General features: G+C 70.1%; 17 protein-coding genes. 8 read left to right on the forward strand and 9 right to left on the reverse strand.

Features of this window, described 5'->3' with window-relative positions:
- Positions 1–36 precede the first annotated feature (36 nt).
- Positions 37–699, forward strand: coding sequence for a hypothetical protein (locus ACFSOX_RS04470; RefSeq protein ID WP_378476581.1), 663 nt, complete (start codon positions 37–39; stop codon positions 697–699).
- Entirely contained in the window at positions 653–1,933 is a 1,281-nt protein-coding gene (locus ACFSOX_RS04475) for a DNA-packaging protein (RefSeq protein ID WP_378476582.1), read from the forward strand. The genes ACFSOX_RS04470 and ACFSOX_RS04475 overlap by 47 nt, the downstream gene beginning before the upstream one ends.
- Before the next feature lie 28 nt (positions 1,934–1,961).
- Here ACFSOX_RS04475 and ACFSOX_RS04480 read toward each other — a convergent pair whose 3' ends face one another.
- Both ACFSOX_RS04480 and ACFSOX_RS04485 read right to left on the reverse strand, forming a co-directional pair.
- The gene (locus ACFSOX_RS04480; RefSeq protein ID WP_378476583.1) at positions 1,962–2,105 is read right to left on the reverse strand and encodes a hypothetical protein; all 144 of its coding nucleotides are present in this window, start codon (positions 2,103–2,105) and stop codon (positions 1,962–1,964) included.
- Between the two features lie 485 nt (positions 2,106–2,590).
- Positions 2,591–3,295 carry a S1 family peptidase gene (locus tag ACFSOX_RS04485; protein ID WP_378476724.1) on the reverse strand — a complete coding sequence of 235 codons (705 nt, stop codon included), beginning with the start codon at positions 3,293–3,295 and terminating at the stop codon, positions 2,591–2,593.
- A gap of 195 nt (positions 3,296–3,490) precedes the next feature.
- Here ACFSOX_RS04485 and ACFSOX_RS04490 point away from each other — a divergent pair, with 195 nt between their 5' ends.
- From ACFSOX_RS04490 to ACFSOX_RS04515, 6 genes are read left to right on the forward strand one after another with little or no spacing between them, the layout of a single operon-like run.
- On the forward strand, positions 3,491–4,051 hold the full coding sequence (locus ACFSOX_RS04490) for a head-tail connector protein (protein WP_378476584.1): 561 nt from the start codon (positions 3,491–3,493) through the stop codon (positions 4,049–4,051).
- Positions 4,048–4,374: a phage head closure protein gene (locus tag ACFSOX_RS04495; RefSeq protein WP_378476585.1), complete on the forward strand. Its 327-nt coding sequence runs from the start codon at positions 4,048–4,050 to the stop codon at positions 4,372–4,374. The genes ACFSOX_RS04490 and ACFSOX_RS04495 overlap by 4 nt, the downstream gene beginning before the upstream one ends.
- Positions 4,375–4,414: 40 nt before the next feature.
- On the forward strand, positions 4,415–4,822 hold the full coding sequence (locus ACFSOX_RS04500; protein ID WP_378476586.1) for a DUF3168 domain-containing protein: 408 nt from the start codon (positions 4,415–4,417) through the stop codon (positions 4,820–4,822).
- A gap of 24 nt (positions 4,823–4,846) precedes the next feature.
- Positions 4,847–5,254 (forward strand): phage major tail protein, TP901-1 family, encoded by a 408-nt coding sequence (locus ACFSOX_RS04505; protein WP_378476587.1) that lies wholly within the window; start codon positions 4,847–4,849, stop codon positions 5,252–5,254.
- Positions 5,255–5,302: 48 nt separating this feature from the next.
- Positions 5,303–5,896, forward strand: a complete 594-nt coding sequence (locus ACFSOX_RS04510; protein WP_378476588.1) for a hypothetical protein — start codon at positions 5,303–5,305, stop codon at positions 5,894–5,896.
- 10 nt (positions 5,897–5,906) lie between these two features.
- Positions 5,907–6,242, forward strand: a complete 336-nt coding sequence (locus tag ACFSOX_RS04515) for a DUF6968 family protein (protein WP_378476589.1) — start codon at positions 5,907–5,909, stop codon at positions 6,240–6,242.
- Positions 6,243–6,362: 120 nt separating this feature from the next.
- Here the strand turns inward: ACFSOX_RS04515 and ACFSOX_RS04520 are convergent, their stop codons facing one another.
- From ACFSOX_RS04520 to ACFSOX_RS04550, 7 genes are all read right to left on the reverse strand, one after another.
- Positions 6,363–6,830: a DUF992 domain-containing protein gene (locus ACFSOX_RS04520; RefSeq protein ID WP_378476590.1), complete on the reverse strand. Its 468-nt coding sequence runs from the start codon at positions 6,828–6,830 to the stop codon at positions 6,363–6,365.
- A 254-nt stretch (positions 6,831–7,084) separates the two neighbouring features.
- Positions 7,085–8,116: an ABC transporter ATP-binding protein gene (locus ACFSOX_RS04525; protein WP_378476591.1), complete on the reverse strand. Its 1,032-nt coding sequence runs from the start codon at positions 8,114–8,116 to the stop codon at positions 7,085–7,087.
- Complete coding sequence (locus ACFSOX_RS04530) at positions 8,113–9,177, reverse strand: ABC transporter ATP-binding protein (RefSeq protein WP_378476725.1); 1,065 nt, start codon at positions 9,175–9,177, stop codon at positions 8,113–8,115. The genes ACFSOX_RS04525 and ACFSOX_RS04530 overlap by 4 nt, the downstream gene beginning before the upstream one ends.
- Before the next feature lie 14 nt (positions 9,178–9,191).
- Positions 9,192–10,088, reverse strand: a complete 897-nt coding sequence (locus tag ACFSOX_RS04535; protein WP_378476592.1) for an ABC transporter permease — start codon at positions 10,086–10,088, stop codon at positions 9,192–9,194.
- A 12-nt stretch (positions 10,089–10,100) separates the two neighbouring features.
- Entirely contained in the window at positions 10,101–11,054 is a 954-nt protein-coding gene (locus tag ACFSOX_RS04540) for an ABC transporter permease (protein WP_378476593.1), read from the reverse strand.
- A gap of 111 nt (positions 11,055–11,165) precedes the next feature.
- Entirely contained in the window at positions 11,166–12,770 is a 1,605-nt protein-coding gene (locus tag ACFSOX_RS04545) for an ABC transporter substrate-binding protein (protein WP_378476594.1), read from the reverse strand.
- A 184-nt stretch (positions 12,771–12,954) separates the two neighbouring features.
- Positions 12,955–14,574, reverse strand: coding sequence for an ABC transporter substrate-binding protein (locus tag ACFSOX_RS04550; RefSeq protein WP_378476595.1), 1,620 nt, complete (start codon positions 14,572–14,574; stop codon positions 12,955–12,957).
- Positions 14,575–14,723: the final 149 nt, after the last annotated feature.

Below are 14,723 nucleotides of genomic sequence, written 5' to 3' on the forward strand. Positions count from 1 at the left end.
ATCCGATCCACGTCCGATCCAATTCGCGGGACCGCCATGACGGACCGATTCGAGCCGCGCATCTGGGCGCCGGAGCGCCTGGCGGCGCTGCGGCGCAGCGTCGAGACGACCGACATCCCGCTCTACGCGATCGCGGACGAGCACCACGTTCCGCGCTCGACCTTCTATCAGCTCGTCCGCCGCGAGGGTTGGCGGCGGCCGGGCGACGACCCGCCCACCACGCCGCCGGCCGACGCGGCACCGATCGCGCCGATCGCGCCGGCCGTGCGCGCTGGACGGGCCGTGCGCGCGACGCCCGCTGCGCGAGTCCGGCGGCCGGCGCGGTCGGCGGCACCGGCGATCGGCACTCTGGCCGATCGGCTCGAACGGGCGGTGGCCCGCGAGATCGCGGCGCTGGAGGCGAGCCGGTCGGCTCCACCGGAGCGGTCCGGCAGCGCGCGAAGAAGCACGGCGCAGAGGAGCGCGGCGAGCGACACCGAGCGGGTGGTGCGCAGCCTCGAGCGTCTCACCGACACGCTCGCCAAGGTGCGCCGTCTGCGCGAGCCTCTCCCGAGCGATCCCGATGACGACCTGCCCCGAGACATCGACGAGTTCCGTCGCGTGCTTGCGCGCCGCATTGAGCAGCTCGTCCGCGGCGGGACTGACCGGGACGATGCTGGCGGACCTGCCGGCGACGGCGCTGCGGAGGCTCGAGGCTGACTTCGCGCTGTTCGCCCACCCGCATCAGCAGCACGCCGAGACCGGCAACGACGGCGGCCCGTGGACGACCTGGCTGGTGCTGGGCGGGCGCGGCGCCGGCAAGACCCGGCTCGGCGCCGAATGGGTGCGGGCGCTGGTCGCCGGCACGCCGCCCTATGCGGCGCGGCGCTACGGCGCGCTCGCCCTGATCGGCGAGAGCGAGCGCGACGCCCGCGACGTGATGGTGGAGGGCGCCTCCGGGCTCCTGCGCATCTCGCCGCGGGCCGAGCGACCGACCTGGGTGCCGACGCGGCGCCGCCTCGAATGGCCGAACGGCGCGGTGGCGCAGGTGTTCTCGGCCGACGATCCGGACTCCTTACGCGGCCCTCAGTTCGACGCCGCGTGGTGCGACGAGCTGGCCAAGTGGCGCCATGCCGAGGCCGCCTTCGACATGCTGCAGTTCGGCCTGCGGCTCGGCCCTCGGCCGCGCCAGATGATCACCACGACGCCGCGGCCGATCCCGCTGATCAGGCGACTGCTCGTCGACCCGCATACGCGGGTGACACGGGCCGGCACGGCGGCGAACCGCGATCATCTTTCGCCCGTGTTCCTTCGGACGGTCGTCGCCCGCTACGCCGGCACCCGGCTCGGCCGCCAGGAGCTCGACGGCGAACTGATCGACGACCGCCCCGATGCGCTGTGGTCGCGGGCGCTGATCGAAGCGTGCCGGGTGCGCGCGGCGCCGCCGCTCGCGCGCATCGTCGTCGGGCTCGATCCGCCGGGCACGTCACGCCGCGGCGCCGACGCCTGCGGCCTGGTCGCGGCGGGGCGGGGCGCCGGCGGCGTCGTCTACGTGCTGGAGGATGCCTCGCAGGGCGGACTGACGCCCGCCGGGTGGGCGGCGCGCGCCGTCGCGCTCTATCGCCGGCTCGATGCCGACGCGATCGTCGCCGAGGTGAACATGGGCGGCGAGATGGTGAAGACGGTGTTGCGCGAGGTCGACGCGACCGTGCCCGTGAAGGCCGTGCACGCGACGCGCGGCAAGTGGCTGAGGGCCGAGCCGGTCGCGGCGCTCTACGAGCAGGGCCGCGTCAAGCATGTCGGCGCGCTCGCCGCGCTGGAGGACGAGATGTGCGACTTCGGCCTCGACGGCCTGTCGTCCGGCCGCTCGCCCGACCGGCTCGACGCGCTGGTCTGGGCCGTGACGGCGCTGATCAGCGGCGCGCGTGCCGGCCCGCAGGTGCGGCGGTTGTGAGGCCCGTGCTGCAGAGGCCTGCGCGCGTTCAGCGGCGCGGCCGCGGCGTGCGGGCGCGCACCGGCTGTCTGCTGGTCGGCGGCTCGATCGTCGCCGGCAGCAGCACCACCGCGAGCGCGAGCAGCAACACCGGCATGGCGTCCAGGACGATGGCGGTGACGGAGTGGTCCATGGGGGTGCTCCTTTTTTCCGTGCCGACTTCGTATGTCACGTCGTCCCCGACAGGGTCCGTAATCACGAAGCAAGCATTGTGCCGAGGATGACACACGGTGCGAGCATCGGCCAGATCCGCGGCGGCGCCCGACGCGACAATTCCTAACATCGTGGCGTGCTCGCCACTATGGGATCGACGGCATGGCTGCTCGTCGGCCCGGCGTGTCGCTCGAAATCACATGAGTTAACAAGAGCTGAACAGGGCTGACGCGACTCGTGCGACCGGCTCCGCCGGGCACGATCCGATCGGAGAGGTCGTGATCAGGTCGAATCCGTAAGGGAAACGACTCAGGTCTCGTCGTCGCCGTGATGCCGGCGCTCGGCGTCGCTGAACTGCACCGGATTGTTCGGCCTCGCGCGCCTCGGTGTCGCCGACTCGACGTAGCCCGTCACCAGGACGACCGGCAGGTCGGCCTTCCGGTGGTGCGGCGTCGCGGCGCCGCCTCACGGCGCGGCGAGGCGGGTGCCCAGCCGCTGCGCCGTGTCGACCACCCAGGCGCGGTAGCTCGTCAGCGGCGTCACCCCGGTGAGGCCGCCACAGCCGGCCGCGAGCTTCGGTCCGGTCGACCAGCTCACCACGCCGGCTATCGCAGGGCCGCTGCTCGTCTCGGTGAAGACAGGGGCGCCGGAGTCGCCCGTGCAGGCGCCGGCGCCCGCCGTCTCGCCGCGGGTCGTGGGATCGTGCAGGCGAAGCTGCAGCGAGCCCGGCCGGCCGGTGGCGACCAGCACGGCGGCGCGTGCCGTGCCGCCACTGCGGCCGTCGCCGCGCACGGCGAGCCCCATGCCGACGACCGTGAAGGTGTCGCCGACCGCCGCGCTCGTCGCGGGCGCGAGGCGTGCCGACACGAAGGCGGCCGGCAGCGGCGCGGCGATCTTCAACAGTGCGATGTCGGCGGTGGCCCGGTGGCCGTTCAGCTCCGCCATCGCGAACCCCGGATGGCGCGCGATGCTCGCGACGTCGAGCAGCGTCGGTTGCCGGGCCGCGTCGAAGCTCACGAGCTTGTAGTCGGCGCCCGGCTGCACGCAATGCGCGGCCGTGAGCACGAGATCGCGGGCGACGACCGTGCCCGTGCACGAGGTGCCGCGCGAGCCGACGATCATCACGACGTGCCGGGCGAGCTGCGGCGGCGCGGTCGGCGTCGCCACCATGGCGGCGGCGGGTGAGGTCGGTCCGAGCAGGATCGTGCCGGCGACCAGGCCGGCGACGAGGAAACCGACGACGGCCGCGCCGGGAACGGTGCCGGCGAGCGTGAGCGGCAGGGCGGGCGAGCGGCGCATGCGACCGAAGAGCCGCAACCGGCGCGCTTTGTCAACGCGCTTTGTCACCAGAAGCGGAGAACCGAGATGGCCATTCTCCTCGCCGGGCCGGCGAGCGAGCCGGTGACGCTCGCCGACGCCAAGACCTTCCTGCGGGTCGATCACGACGCCGACGACGCTTCGATCGCGGCTCTGATCGCGGCGGCGCGCCGGCTGGTCGAGGCGGCGACCCGGCGCGCCCTGATCACCCAGACCTGGCGGCTGGTGCGCGACGCCTGGCCGGCGGGCGGGCGCCTGCGGGTGCTGCCGGCGCCGCTGTGCAGCGTGGCCGCGGCGCGTGTCTTCGACGCCGCCGGCATGCCGCAGGCGATCGACCCGGCCGTGTTCACGCTCGATACCGTGTCGCTGCCGGGCATCGTGAGCTTTTCGAGCGCCGCCGTGCCGGCGCCGGGGTTGCGGGTCGCCGGCATCGCGATCGACGTCACGGTCGGGCACGGCGACGACGCGGCCGCCGTGCCGGCGCCGCTCGTCCAGGCGGTGCGGCTGTGGCTCGCGCATCTCTACGAGCACCGCGGCACCGAGGCGCAGGCGCAGCCGCCGCAGACGATCGCGGCCCTCGTCGCGCCCTTCCGGGTGCTGGCGCCGTGACGCCCGATCCCGGAACGCTCCGCCGCCGCCTCGTGCTCGAGGCGCCGGTGGAGACCGCCGACGGCGCCGGCGGCACGGTTCGTGATCACGTCGCGGTGGCGACGCTGTGGGCGGCGCTCGCGCCGCGCGGCGAGCGTGGCGTGGTCGAGGCCGATTCGGCCGGCGCCGTCGTCACGCATCGCATCCTCGTCCGGGCGGGGCCCGAGATCACGACGCTCAACCGCTTTCGCGCCGGCTCGCGGCTGTTCCGGGTGGTCGCCGTGCGCGATCTCGATCCGGCCGGCCGGTATCTGATCGTCGATGCCGAGGAGCGCATCGACTGATCCCGATCCCATCGCTCTCGTCACATCACGGAGACGTCCCATGTCCACGGCCGCCGTGGCGCTGCGCAGCGCCGTGCATGCCGCCTTGTCGTCCGACGGCGCGCTGGTCGCGCTGCTCGGCGGCGCCCGCGTCTACGACGAGCCGCCGCGCCGTCCGGCCTTTCCCTACGTGACGCTCGGCGAGGCGCGCGCGACCGACGTCTCCGGCGACATGGGCCCGACCGAGGAGCATCAGCTCACCCTGCACGCCTGGTCGCGCCAGGGCGGCCATCGCGAGGCGCACACGATCGCCGGCGCGCTCCTGCAGGCGCTCGACGACGCGGCGCTGACGCTCGCCGGCCACCGCCTCGTCAACCTGCGCTTCTCGCTCGCCGACGTGCGGCGCGAGAGCGACGGCCGAACCTATCACGCGCTGGTGCGGTTCCGCGCCGTCACCGAGCCGGCGTGATCCTGATCAGATCGGAGAACAGACATGGCCGCCCAGAAAGGCAAGGATTTGCTGCTGAAGGTGCAGGACGGCGCCGGCTTCGTCACGGTCGCGGGCCTGCGCTCGCGACGGCTCGCCTTCAACGCCGAGACGGTCGACGTCACGCATGCCGAGTCGGTCGATCGCTGGCGCGAGCTCCTGGACGGCGCCGGCGTCAAACGCGCCGCCGTGTCGGGCCGCGGCCTGTTCAAGGACGCCGCCTCCGACGCGTTGCTGCGCCAGACCTTCTTCGACGGAACGGTGCGCACTTATCAGCTCGTCGTCCCCGACTTCGGCACCGTGACGGGGCCGTTCCAGATCACCAGCCTCGAGTTCGCCGGCGAGCACGACGGCGAGGTGACGTTCGAGCTGGCGCTCGAATCGGCCGGCGCGCTGACCTTCGCGGCGCTGTAGCGCGATGCGATCGCCGTCTCGTCCCGCTTCCACGCGGACTGCTCCATCATGCCGCTCGACTCCTTTCTCGCGGCGGACATCGCACGCTTGCGCATCGCTCACGACGCGCTCGTCGTCGAGGTGAAGCTGCTGCGCCTGCGTCTGCGCCTCGACCGCGCACGGCAATCCGAGCTGAAGACGGCTTGTGATCGCGCCTTCGCCCGCTGCATGACAGCGCTCCGTCGCTACGCCGAGACTTGCCGCAAGGCCAACTACGACGAGAACCAGCCGTGCGTGCCCGCCGGCAATCCCGACGGCGGGCAGTGGACGAGCGAAGGCGGGGGAGGTGAGGCCCTTGCTCGGCAGGACGAGCTCGAAATTCTCTCGGATGTCACGCCGGACAACGACTGGACCCCTGGTGCGCGGTATGCACAGTCAAACACGACTTCGGGCAGTCGCAGCAACGCAGGCCAGGGCTTGACCGGGTCCGTACGACTGGCCGCTCGCCGCTTCTCGCCGGCACGCGAGGCGGAATGCGAAGCTCAGTACAAACAGGATGTTTTCCACTGCCGTATGGTTGGATTGTCCACGTGTTATGCTCAAGCGAGCCTTCGCTATGCCAATTGCCTGCAAGGGCTTCCCATACCGCCACTGAACTATTGAGCGACAAACGATGATCATGGTGGACCGCAATCTGTCGTACCGCGCCGAAGGTGGAGAAACAGTCCGAATGCAGATCCGCATCCACGCGCCCGCAACGATCGACGGGCATTGGGTCTGCGTCTACGAAATCGATTGGCCGGACGGCACCAGGCGAATGGAGGCGGCCGGTGTGGACTCGATGCAGGCGCTGGTGGTCGCGCTGCAGATGATCGGGGCCGAGCTGTACACCTCCAGCTATCACGCCGAAGGTCGCCTCGTCTTCGACGCGCCCGGAAGCGGCTACGGATTTCCGGTGGTGCCGAGTCTGCGGCCTCTGCTGGTGGGCGACGACGCACGCTTCTTCTGACGATCGCGCGGCGCGATCGCCGTCTGCCGCATCGCGGCGCCTCCAAACAAGAAGGCCGCGGCGTCGGCGCCGCGGCCTTGGTCGATCCGAGCGAGACGGCGGATCAGAAAGAGCGTTCGCTCACTGCAGGACCAGGCCCGAAATGCCGAGCGCGACGTTGACGCCGACATACTCCTGCAGCCGCAGCGGCTGCAGCGACACGACACCGCCCGGGCCGCCGGCCAGGACGTTGCTGCCCAGCCCGACGCCGACCGCGAGCGAGCTCGAGGCGCCGGAGTAGCGGCCGGCGAGCGCGTGGCGCGGAATCCGCTTGATCGGCGGCGCCCACACGCTCCACACGACCGGGCCGCCCTGGCTGACGCCGACATCGACGCCGACCCGCGAGATGGCGCCCGCATACACCTGCTGGCGGCCGCGGTTCGGCTTGAAGATGCACTGCGCCTGCTGGTTCGAGCCGAGCACGAAGCCGACGGAGGGCGACACCTGGCAGGCGAGCGTGCCGACCCTGACGAGCGACTGCGCCGAGGCGGGCGTGCACGCGAGCACGGCGCCGCCGGCGAGCAGGAGAGCGACTTTCAACCGGGACATGAACTCCTCCACTTTCCACGCGGTCGCCGCATCGCCGACACGGGCGGTGACGGTGGAGCCGCACCCCGATAGAGGAGCCCGAACGAGGCGAGTCAATCGCGCAGACGCGCCGATGGCGCGGTCCGGACGCATTCCGGACGACGGTGCGACCGAACGGCAACGGCGTCGTCGCGCTGTCGCATCACGTCCACGCTCGCGCCATCGACGTGCCACGATGTCGCCGCGTCCCGACAGCTTCTACGCGAAGCCGATCGTCACGCTGCCGCGGTCGCATCCGTCGCGTCGGATGCCGTGATCGCTGTCGGACGCAGCAGCACGCAGCGCGCGACGTGAGTCGCGCCGGTCTCGATCTCCTCCGGCACGGCTTCGGTGCAGTCCGGCAGGACGTGCCCGCAGCGCGGCGCGAAGGCGCAGCCGGGCGGCAGCGCGGTGAGATCGGGCGGCGCGCCCGGGATCGTCTCCAGCCGCGCGCCCTTGGTGAAGACGTGATCGGCCCGCGAGGCGAGCAGGCCGCGCGTGTAGGGATGGGCCGGCGCCCGGATCACGTCGCGGCAGGCGCCGCGCTCGACGATGCGGCCCGCATACATGACGGCGATGCGGTCGGCGACCTCGGTGGCGACGCCGATGTCGTGGGTGACGAAGATCACGGCGAGGCCGAACTCGCGCTGCAGTTCGCGCAGGAGGAGCAGGATCTGGATCTGCACGGTGGCGTCGAGCGCCGTCGTCGGCTCGTCGGCGAGCAGCACCTTCGGCCGGCAGGCGAGGGCGAGCGCGATCATGGCGCGCTGGCGCATGCCGCCGGACATCTCGTGCGGGAAGTTGTCGAGCCGGCGCTCGGGGGAAGGGATCCGCACGCGCTCGAACAATTCCAGCGCGCGGGCGCGGCCCGCCTTGTGCGACACGCGCTCGTGCCGGACCACGGCCTCGGCGATCTGATCACCGACCCGGTAGACCGGATCGAAGGCGAGGCCGGGCTCCTGGAAGATCATCGCGACGGTACCGCCGCGAAAGCGTGCGAGCTCCTGTCGCGACAGGGCGGTCACGTCGCGTCCATCGACCATCAGCGAGCCACCGATGCGGGCGCGCTTCTCCGGCAGGAGCCGCATCAGGGCGCGCAGCGTGACGCTCTTGCCGGACCCCGACTCGCCGAGCAGCGCGACGACCTCGCCGGCGCCGAGCGACAGATCGACACCGGCGACGGCGCGCACCGGTTTTCCCGTGCCGACGAAATCGACGGTGAGGTTTCTCACGGAGACCAAGGGCGCGCCGGCGGGTGGGGTGCTCATGCGGCGGTCTCCTGCAGTGACACCGCTTGCGGATGGCCCGATCCCGGCTGCGCCATCAGGCAGGCGACCTGGTGCGTGCCGTCGACGACGGCGAGCGCCGGCTCGACATGGGCGCAGATCGCCGACGTGGAGCGGCAGCGGGTGTGGAAGCGGCAGCCGGGCGGCGGATCGATCGGGTTGGGCGGATCGCCGGAGAGTGGCGCCTCCTGCGTGCGCGCGTCCGGATCCATCGAGGGCATCGAGGCGAGCAGCGCGCCCGTGTAGGGGTGGCTCGGGTGCTGCAGGATCACGTCGGAGGGGCCGACCTCGGCGACCTTGCCGAGATACATCACCATCACGCGGTCGGCCATGAAGCGCACGACGTTGAGATCGTGCGAGATGAACATGTAGGTGAGACCGAACTCGGCCTTCAGATCGAGCAGCAGGTTCAGCACTTGCGCTTCGACCGACTTGTCGAGCGCCGACACGGCCTCGTCGAGAATCACGAGGCGCGGCTGCAGGGCGAGCGCGCGGGCGATGTTGATGCGTTGGCGCTGCCCGCCGGAGAGCTCGTGCGGATAACGGCCGGCGAAGCGGGCGGGCTCGAGCCCGACCTTGAACAGGAGGTCGTGGGCGCGGCCCATCGCCTCGTGCTTCGGCACACCGTGCACGCGCGGTCCGAACGCGATCGTGTCCTCGACCGTGAGCCTGGGATTGAGCGAAGCGTAGCTGTCCTGGAACACCATCTGGACCTCGCGCCGATAGGTCGTGAGGTCGAGGGCACGCGAGCCGAGCGCCTCGCCGTCGAAGACGATCTCCCCGGCGTCGGGCGCGATGATCTGCATCACCAGGCGGGCCGTGGTCGACTTGCCGCAGCCGGATTCCCCGACGACGCCGAGCGTCTCGCCCTTGGCGATGTCGAAATCGACGCCGTCGACGGCCCGCACGGCGCTGGTGGTGACGCCGCGCCAGGATTTCTTGCCACCGAAATGCTTGACGAGGCCGCGCACCGAAAGGAGCGGCTGGGCCGGGCCGCCGCGGTCGCGCGCCCCGGGATCGAAGGCGGTGTCGGCAGCGGGGATCGAGATCGTGTCGGTCACGCTTTCACCTCCATGGCCGAGCGCAGGCCGTCGGACAAGAGGTTGAACGAGATCGACGTGACGAAGATCATCACGCCGGGCAACGCCGCGACCATCGGCTGGGTGTAGATCGCGGTGCGCAGCGTGTTCAGCATCAGGCCCCATTCCGGCTCCGGCGGCTTGGAGCCGAGACCGAGGAAGGAGAGGCCGGAGGCGAGGATCATCGACACGCTGATCAGGCTCGTCGAGTAGACGAAGATCGGCCCGAGCACGTTGCCGAGCACGTGCACGCGCACGACGGTGAACGGCCCGGCGCCGGAGACGCGCGCCGCCTCGACGTAATCGCGGGTGCGGATCTGTGTCGTCACACTCTCGGCGACGCGTGTCACCTGCGGCACGAACACCACCGTGAGCGCCACGATGGCGTTGAGGATGCCGGCGCCGAGCGTGCCCGACAGCGCGATGGCGAGCAGGACGGACGGGAAGGCGTAGAACACGTCGACGGTGCGCATGATGACGGTGTTGATCCAGCCGCCGGCGTAGCCGGCCGCGATGCCGAGCACCGAGCCGATCGTGAAGGCGCAGAACACCGGCAGCACGCCCATCACGAGCGACAGGCGGCCGCCGTAGATCAGGCGGCTCAACATGTCGCGGCCGAGCTCGTCGGAGCCGAGCGGGAAGCCAGGCGTGCCGATCGGGCGCAGGCGGCGGATCATCGAGCTCTTGTAAGGATCGGCCGGGGCGACATAGGGCGCGAAGATCGCCGCGAGCAAGATCAGCAGGATGATCACGGCGGCCGTCACGGCGACCGGATCGCGCGAGAGGCGGCGCAGCACGCCGGCCCAGTAGCCGCGTCCGAGCTGTTTCACCCGCACCGCCGGGACCGGCGCGGAATCGATGGTCGTCACGGCCATGGGGTTTCTCCGTCACCCTCGTTTGATGCGCGGATCGAGGGCGGTCTGCAGCACGTCGACGGCGAGGTTCAGGAGCACGAAGAACATCGCGAGGATCAGGATCGTGCCCTGCAGCAGCGGCAGGTCGCGCTGGAAGATCGCGGCGTTGAGCAGGAAGCCGGAGCCCGGCCACGAGAACACCGTCTCGATCAGGATCGAGCCGCCGAGCAGATAGCCGAGCTGCAGTCCCATCACGGCAAGCGCGGTCGGCGCGGCGTTGACGACGACGTGACGGAACACGCCGAATTCGCTCATGCCCTTCGCCCGCAGCGCCTCGACGAAGTCCTGCGAGAGGATGTCGCCGACCAGCGCCCGCACGGTGCGGGCGATGACGCCCATCGGGATCACCGACATGGTGACGGCGGGCAGGATGATGTAGCGCAGATGCGCGGCGTCGGGCCGCCAGTCGGAGGAGCCGTCGGGTCCGGCGCCGGTCGGCGGCAGCCAGCCGAGCTGCGCCGCGAAGATGATCACCAGCACCATGCCGAGCCAGTAGTGCGGTACGCTGACGCCGAGCACCGAGACGAACGAGGCGAGCTTGTCGAGCCACGAATCGCGGAAGTATCCCGCGACGAAGCCGAACAGGGTGCCGAACGTGAAGCCGATCGCGGTCGCGACGGTGGCGAGAATCAGCGTGTTCTTGACCGCGCGCAAGACCTCGGTCGCGACCGGGCGGCCGGTCGCGATCGAGTTGCCGAGGTCGCCGTGCAGAACCTTCCAGAACCACAATGCGTACTGAACGGGGAGCGGCTTGTCGAACCCGTAGGCGGCCTTCATCTGCTCCTGCAGCTCGAGCGTCGCGTCGGCGGGCAGGATCGCGGTGAGCGGATCCCCGGGCGTGATGTGGACGAGCAGGAAGCACACCACCGTGACCCCGATCGCGACCGGGGTGACGTAGAGCAGACGACGCAGCGTGAAGGCGAGCATGGTGCAACCTCTGAGCCGTCATGCCCAGCCTTGTGCCGGGCATCCACGTCTGGCGGCGACTCGGCCGGGAAGGCGTGGATGGCCGGGACGAGCCCGGCCATGACGAGTCTGTCACTTCTCCATCGAGATCGGCGAGAAGTCCTGGAACCAGTTCTGGGCTTGGACGAAGCCCGTCACCTTGGCGCTCATGGCGCGCGGGTTCACGTCGTGCGTCACCATCAGCCAGAGCGCGTCGTCGACCATCTTCTCGTGGACCTTGCGCAGCACCTTGGTCTGCTCGGCCGGATCGAAGGTGTTGCGGATGCCGTCGAGCAGCTTGTCCATCTCGGGGTCGCAGTAGTAGCCCCAGTTGACCCCGGCGGGAGGCGCGAGATTGCACTGCGAGAAGCGGATGAAGCCGGTGAACGGATCCTGGATGAAGTAGGAGTAGTTCATCGCCGTGGTGCCGAGCGCGGTCGGATGCTTGGCACCGGCACGCCAGATGTTGATCATCGTGTTCCACTCGACGACCTGGAACTCGACCTTGATCCCGACCTCGGCGAGGTTCTGCTGGATGAACTCGTTCATCGGCAGCGGCTGCATCTGGCCCGAGCCGGAGGCCGAGATCAGCACCTTGGTGACGAGCGGCTTGGACGGCCCGTAGCCCGCTTCGGCGAGGAGCTTCTTCGCCTGCGCGGGGTCGTAGCCGATCTTGAAGCTCGGGTTTCCGAACCACTGGTGGCCGGGCGGGAAGAAGCCCTGCGCCGGGATCATCATGCCGCCGAGCAGCTCCTTCATGCCCTCGCGGTCGATCGCCAGATTGGCGGCCTTGCGCACCCGGATGTCGTTCCAGGGCGAGCCCTCGACGCGCGAGAGGTGCCAGGTCCAGTTGTGCGGATAGGCGTTGGTGACGATCTTGAAGCCGGCCTTCTTGAGCGATTCGACGGCGTCCGGCGCCGGCGCCTCGATCCAGTCGACCTGGCCGGAGCGCAGCGCCGCGACGCGGGCGTTCGCCTCCGGCAGCGGCACGAGGACGAGCTTGTCGAGCTTCGGCACCCGCGCCTTGTTCCAGTAGGCCCTGTTGGGCACCATTTCGGCGCGCTCGCGCGGCACGAAGCTCGTCAGCTTCCACGGCCCGGTGCCGGAGGGCATCCTGGCGAAGGCCTCCCAGCTCTTGCCGACCTTCTCCCACTGCGCCGGCGACGACATCATGATCCAGGCGAGCTGATAGAGCAGCGTCGCGTCCGGCGTCTTGGTGACGATCTCGAGCGTGGTCGGATCGACGGCCCGATAGGAGGCGACCGCGGGGATGCGGGTGCGGCCCTGCGCCGACTGGCGCGGATCGTATTGCGGCGCCTTGTCGTCGAGGAGCTTGTCGAGGTTCCACACGACGGCGGCGGCGTCGAACTTCGACCCGTCGTGGAACGTCACGTCGTCGCGCAGCTTGAACGTCCACTTGGTCTTGTCGTTCGGATCGACGCTCCACGACGTGGCGAGGCCGGGGCGGATGTCGGAGGGCTTGTCGGCCGACGACATGTCCCAGTCCACGAGCGCGTCGTAGACCGTGTAGCCCATGAAGCGCATGCCCTCGCCGCCGTTGTCGGTCTGGCCCGTGGTGAGGGGAATGTCGGAGGCCGTCATGCCGATGCGCAGCGTGCCCTGCGCGGCGGCGGGCACGCTCGCGAGCGGCGTCAGCAGCGTCGCGGCGAGGAGGAGTGCGAGAGTCCGGGATCGCATGGTGGTGCTCCTGAAACTGGGATCAGAGCAGAAGACGAACGGCCGAGACCGCGCGTCGATCGTCACTTCGCCGTCGTCATGGCCGGGCTCGTCCCGGCGATCGACGTCGTCCGTGCGGAATACGCGGCCCGTGGACGGCCGGCACGAGGCCGGCCGTGACGCGTTCACGGGATACGGGGGTGCCTCACTCCATCCCGATCGTCGTGAGATCCTGGAACCAGTGCTGCGCCTGGACGAACGTCTTCACCTTGGGCGAGAGCGCGTGCGGGTTGGTGTCGTGCACGACCCAGACCAGCGGCGCGTCGTCGACCACCATGGAGTGGGCGGCGGCCATCAGCTCGTCCTGCTTCATCGGATCGAAGGTGCGCTTGGCCTCGTCGATGACGGCGTCGACCTTCTCGTTCTTGTAGAAGCCCCAGTTGACGCCGACCGGCGCCACCTGGCCCGAGTGGAAGAAGCGGATGATGGCGTAGAGCGGATCGGACGTGACATAGGCGATGTTGTTGGCCGTCAGGCCGGCCGACATCTCGTCCTTGGCGCCCTTGCGCCAGTAGGTGTAGAGCGCCTCCAGCTCGACGACCTTGAAGTCGACCTGGATGCCGATCTCCTTGAAGCTCTCCTGCAGGAACTCGTTCATCGGCAGCGACAGCATCTGGCCGGTGCCGCCCTGCGCGATCACGAACGTGGTCTTGAGCGGCTTGTCGGGGCCGTAGCCGGCCTCCTTCACGAGGCGCTTCGCCTCGGCGAGATCGTACCTGATCTTGAAGGACGGCGCGCCGAACCACGGGCTCGACGGATCGACCTGGCCGACGGCCGGCTTGGCGAGCCCGTTGAGGAGCTCGAGCATGGCGTCGCGGTCGATCGCGAGATTGAGGGCGCGGCGCAGCCGCACGTCGGTCCAGGGCGAGCCGGGCAGCATGCTGAGATGATAGTTCCAGACGTGCGGCGTCACGTTGGTGACGATCGTCATGCCGGCCTGTTTCAGGCGCGGCACGGCGTCCGGAGCGGGTGTCTCGATCAGGTCGACCTGGCCGGCGAGCAGCGCGTTGGTGCGGCTCAGCGCCTCCGGCATGGGGATCAGCACCATGCGGTCGGTCTTCGGCAGGCGGCTCTTGTTCCAATAGTCCGCGTTCTTGACCAGCTCGGCGCGCTCGCGCGGCACCAGCTTGTCGAGCTTGAACGGCCCGGTGCCGGAGGGCGCGGCCGCGAACTTGTCCCAGTCGCGCCCGAGCTTCTCGTACTGGGCCGGGCTCGACACCAGGAACCACAGCATCTGATACGGGAAGAAGCTGTCGACCTCCTTGGTGGTGATCTCGACCGTCTTGGCGTCGAGCTTCTTCCAGCTCGCGACCGAGGGGAGGCGCGGCTTCACCTGGGCGCTCTGGCGCTTGTCGAAATGCGGCGCCTTGTCGTCCAGCACCTTGTCGAGATTCCAGACCACGGCGTCGGCGTCGAAGGCGGAGCCGTCGTGGAACTTGACGCCGTCGCGCAGCGTGAAGCGCCACTTCTTCTTGTCGGTGGCGTCGACCTCCCACTTGGTGGCGAGGCCGGGGATCAGCTTGCCGGGGCGGTCGGCGACGTCCATCTCCCAGGCGACCAGCGGATCGTAGAGCGTGTAGCCGGTGAACTGATACGCGCCGGCGCCGCGGTCGGGCTGGCCCGAGGTGAGCGGAATGTCGGCGAGCGAGATGCCGTAGCGCACGACCGATTCGGCGTGCGCCGGCAGCCCGGCGATCGTCGATCCGGCGACGAACGATCCGACGATCAGGAGGGCCGGGGAGAGACAGCTTTGAAGAAAACGCATCGACGTCTCCAGCGGGGGTGTGGACGCCGGAAAAGCAATAACGGTGCCACTGGCCGGAGGTTGATGCCGAAGGGGTTCGCGCGGTGTCGTCGCGGTGCGGCGCGGAAATGATCAGCGAAAGAGCGAATGCTGGGCAACGGGACGTCGAT

Source organism: Rhodoplanes azumiensis (assembly GCF_042682915.1).
In the GTDB taxonomy this organism is placed as follows: domain Bacteria; phylum Pseudomonadota; class Alphaproteobacteria; order Rhizobiales; family Xanthobacteraceae; genus Rhodoplanes; species Rhodoplanes azumiensis.

Excerpts from the sequence above, each read along its gene's own strand:
- ACFSOX_RS04470 (WP_378476581.1), top strand. The coding sequence starts at position 37 with ATGACGGACCGATTCGAGCCGCGCATCTGGGCGCCGGAGCGCCTGGCG.
- ACFSOX_RS04475 (WP_378476582.1), top strand. The coding sequence starts at position 653 with ATGCTGGCGGACCTGCCGGCGACGGCGCTGCGGAGGCTCGAGGCTGAC.
- ACFSOX_RS04480 (WP_378476583.1), bottom strand. The coding sequence starts at position 2,105 with ATGGACCACTCCGTCACCGCCATCGTCCTGGACGCCATGCCGGTGTTG.
- ACFSOX_RS04485 (WP_378476724.1), bottom strand. The coding sequence starts at position 3,295 with ATGGTGGCGACGCCGACCGCGCCGCCGCAGCTCGCCCGGCACGTCGTG.
- ACFSOX_RS04490 (WP_378476584.1), top strand. The coding sequence starts at position 3,491 with ATGGCCATTCTCCTCGCCGGGCCGGCGAGCGAGCCGGTGACGCTCGCC.
- ACFSOX_RS04500 (WP_378476586.1), top strand. The coding sequence starts at position 4,415 with ATGTCCACGGCCGCCGTGGCGCTGCGCAGCGCCGTGCATGCCGCCTTG.
- ACFSOX_RS04505 (WP_378476587.1), top strand. The coding sequence starts at position 4,847 with ATGGCCGCCCAGAAAGGCAAGGATTTGCTGCTGAAGGTGCAGGACGGC.
- ACFSOX_RS04510 (WP_378476588.1), top strand. The coding sequence starts at position 5,303 with ATGCCGCTCGACTCCTTTCTCGCGGCGGACATCGCACGCTTGCGCATC.
- ACFSOX_RS04515 (WP_378476589.1), top strand. The coding sequence starts at position 5,907 with ATGATCATGGTGGACCGCAATCTGTCGTACCGCGCCGAAGGTGGAGAA.
- ACFSOX_RS04520 (WP_378476590.1), bottom strand. The coding sequence starts at position 6,830 with ATGTCCCGGTTGAAAGTCGCTCTCCTGCTCGCCGGCGGCGCCGTGCTC.
- ACFSOX_RS04525 (WP_378476591.1), bottom strand. The coding sequence starts at position 8,116 with ATGAGCACCCCACCCGCCGGCGCGCCCTTGGTCTCCGTGAGAAACCTC.
- ACFSOX_RS04535 (WP_378476592.1), bottom strand. The coding sequence starts at position 10,088 with ATGGCCGTGACGACCATCGATTCCGCGCCGGTCCCGGCGGTGCGGGTG.
- ACFSOX_RS04540 (WP_378476593.1), bottom strand. The coding sequence starts at position 11,054 with ATGCTCGCCTTCACGCTGCGTCGTCTGCTCTACGTCACCCCGGTCGCG.
- ACFSOX_RS04545 (WP_378476594.1), bottom strand. The coding sequence starts at position 12,770 with ATGCGATCCCGGACTCTCGCACTCCTCCTCGCCGCGACGCTGCTGACG.
- ACFSOX_RS04550 (WP_378476595.1), bottom strand. The coding sequence starts at position 14,574 with ATGCGTTTTCTTCAAAGCTGTCTCTCCCCGGCCCTCCTGATCGTCGGA.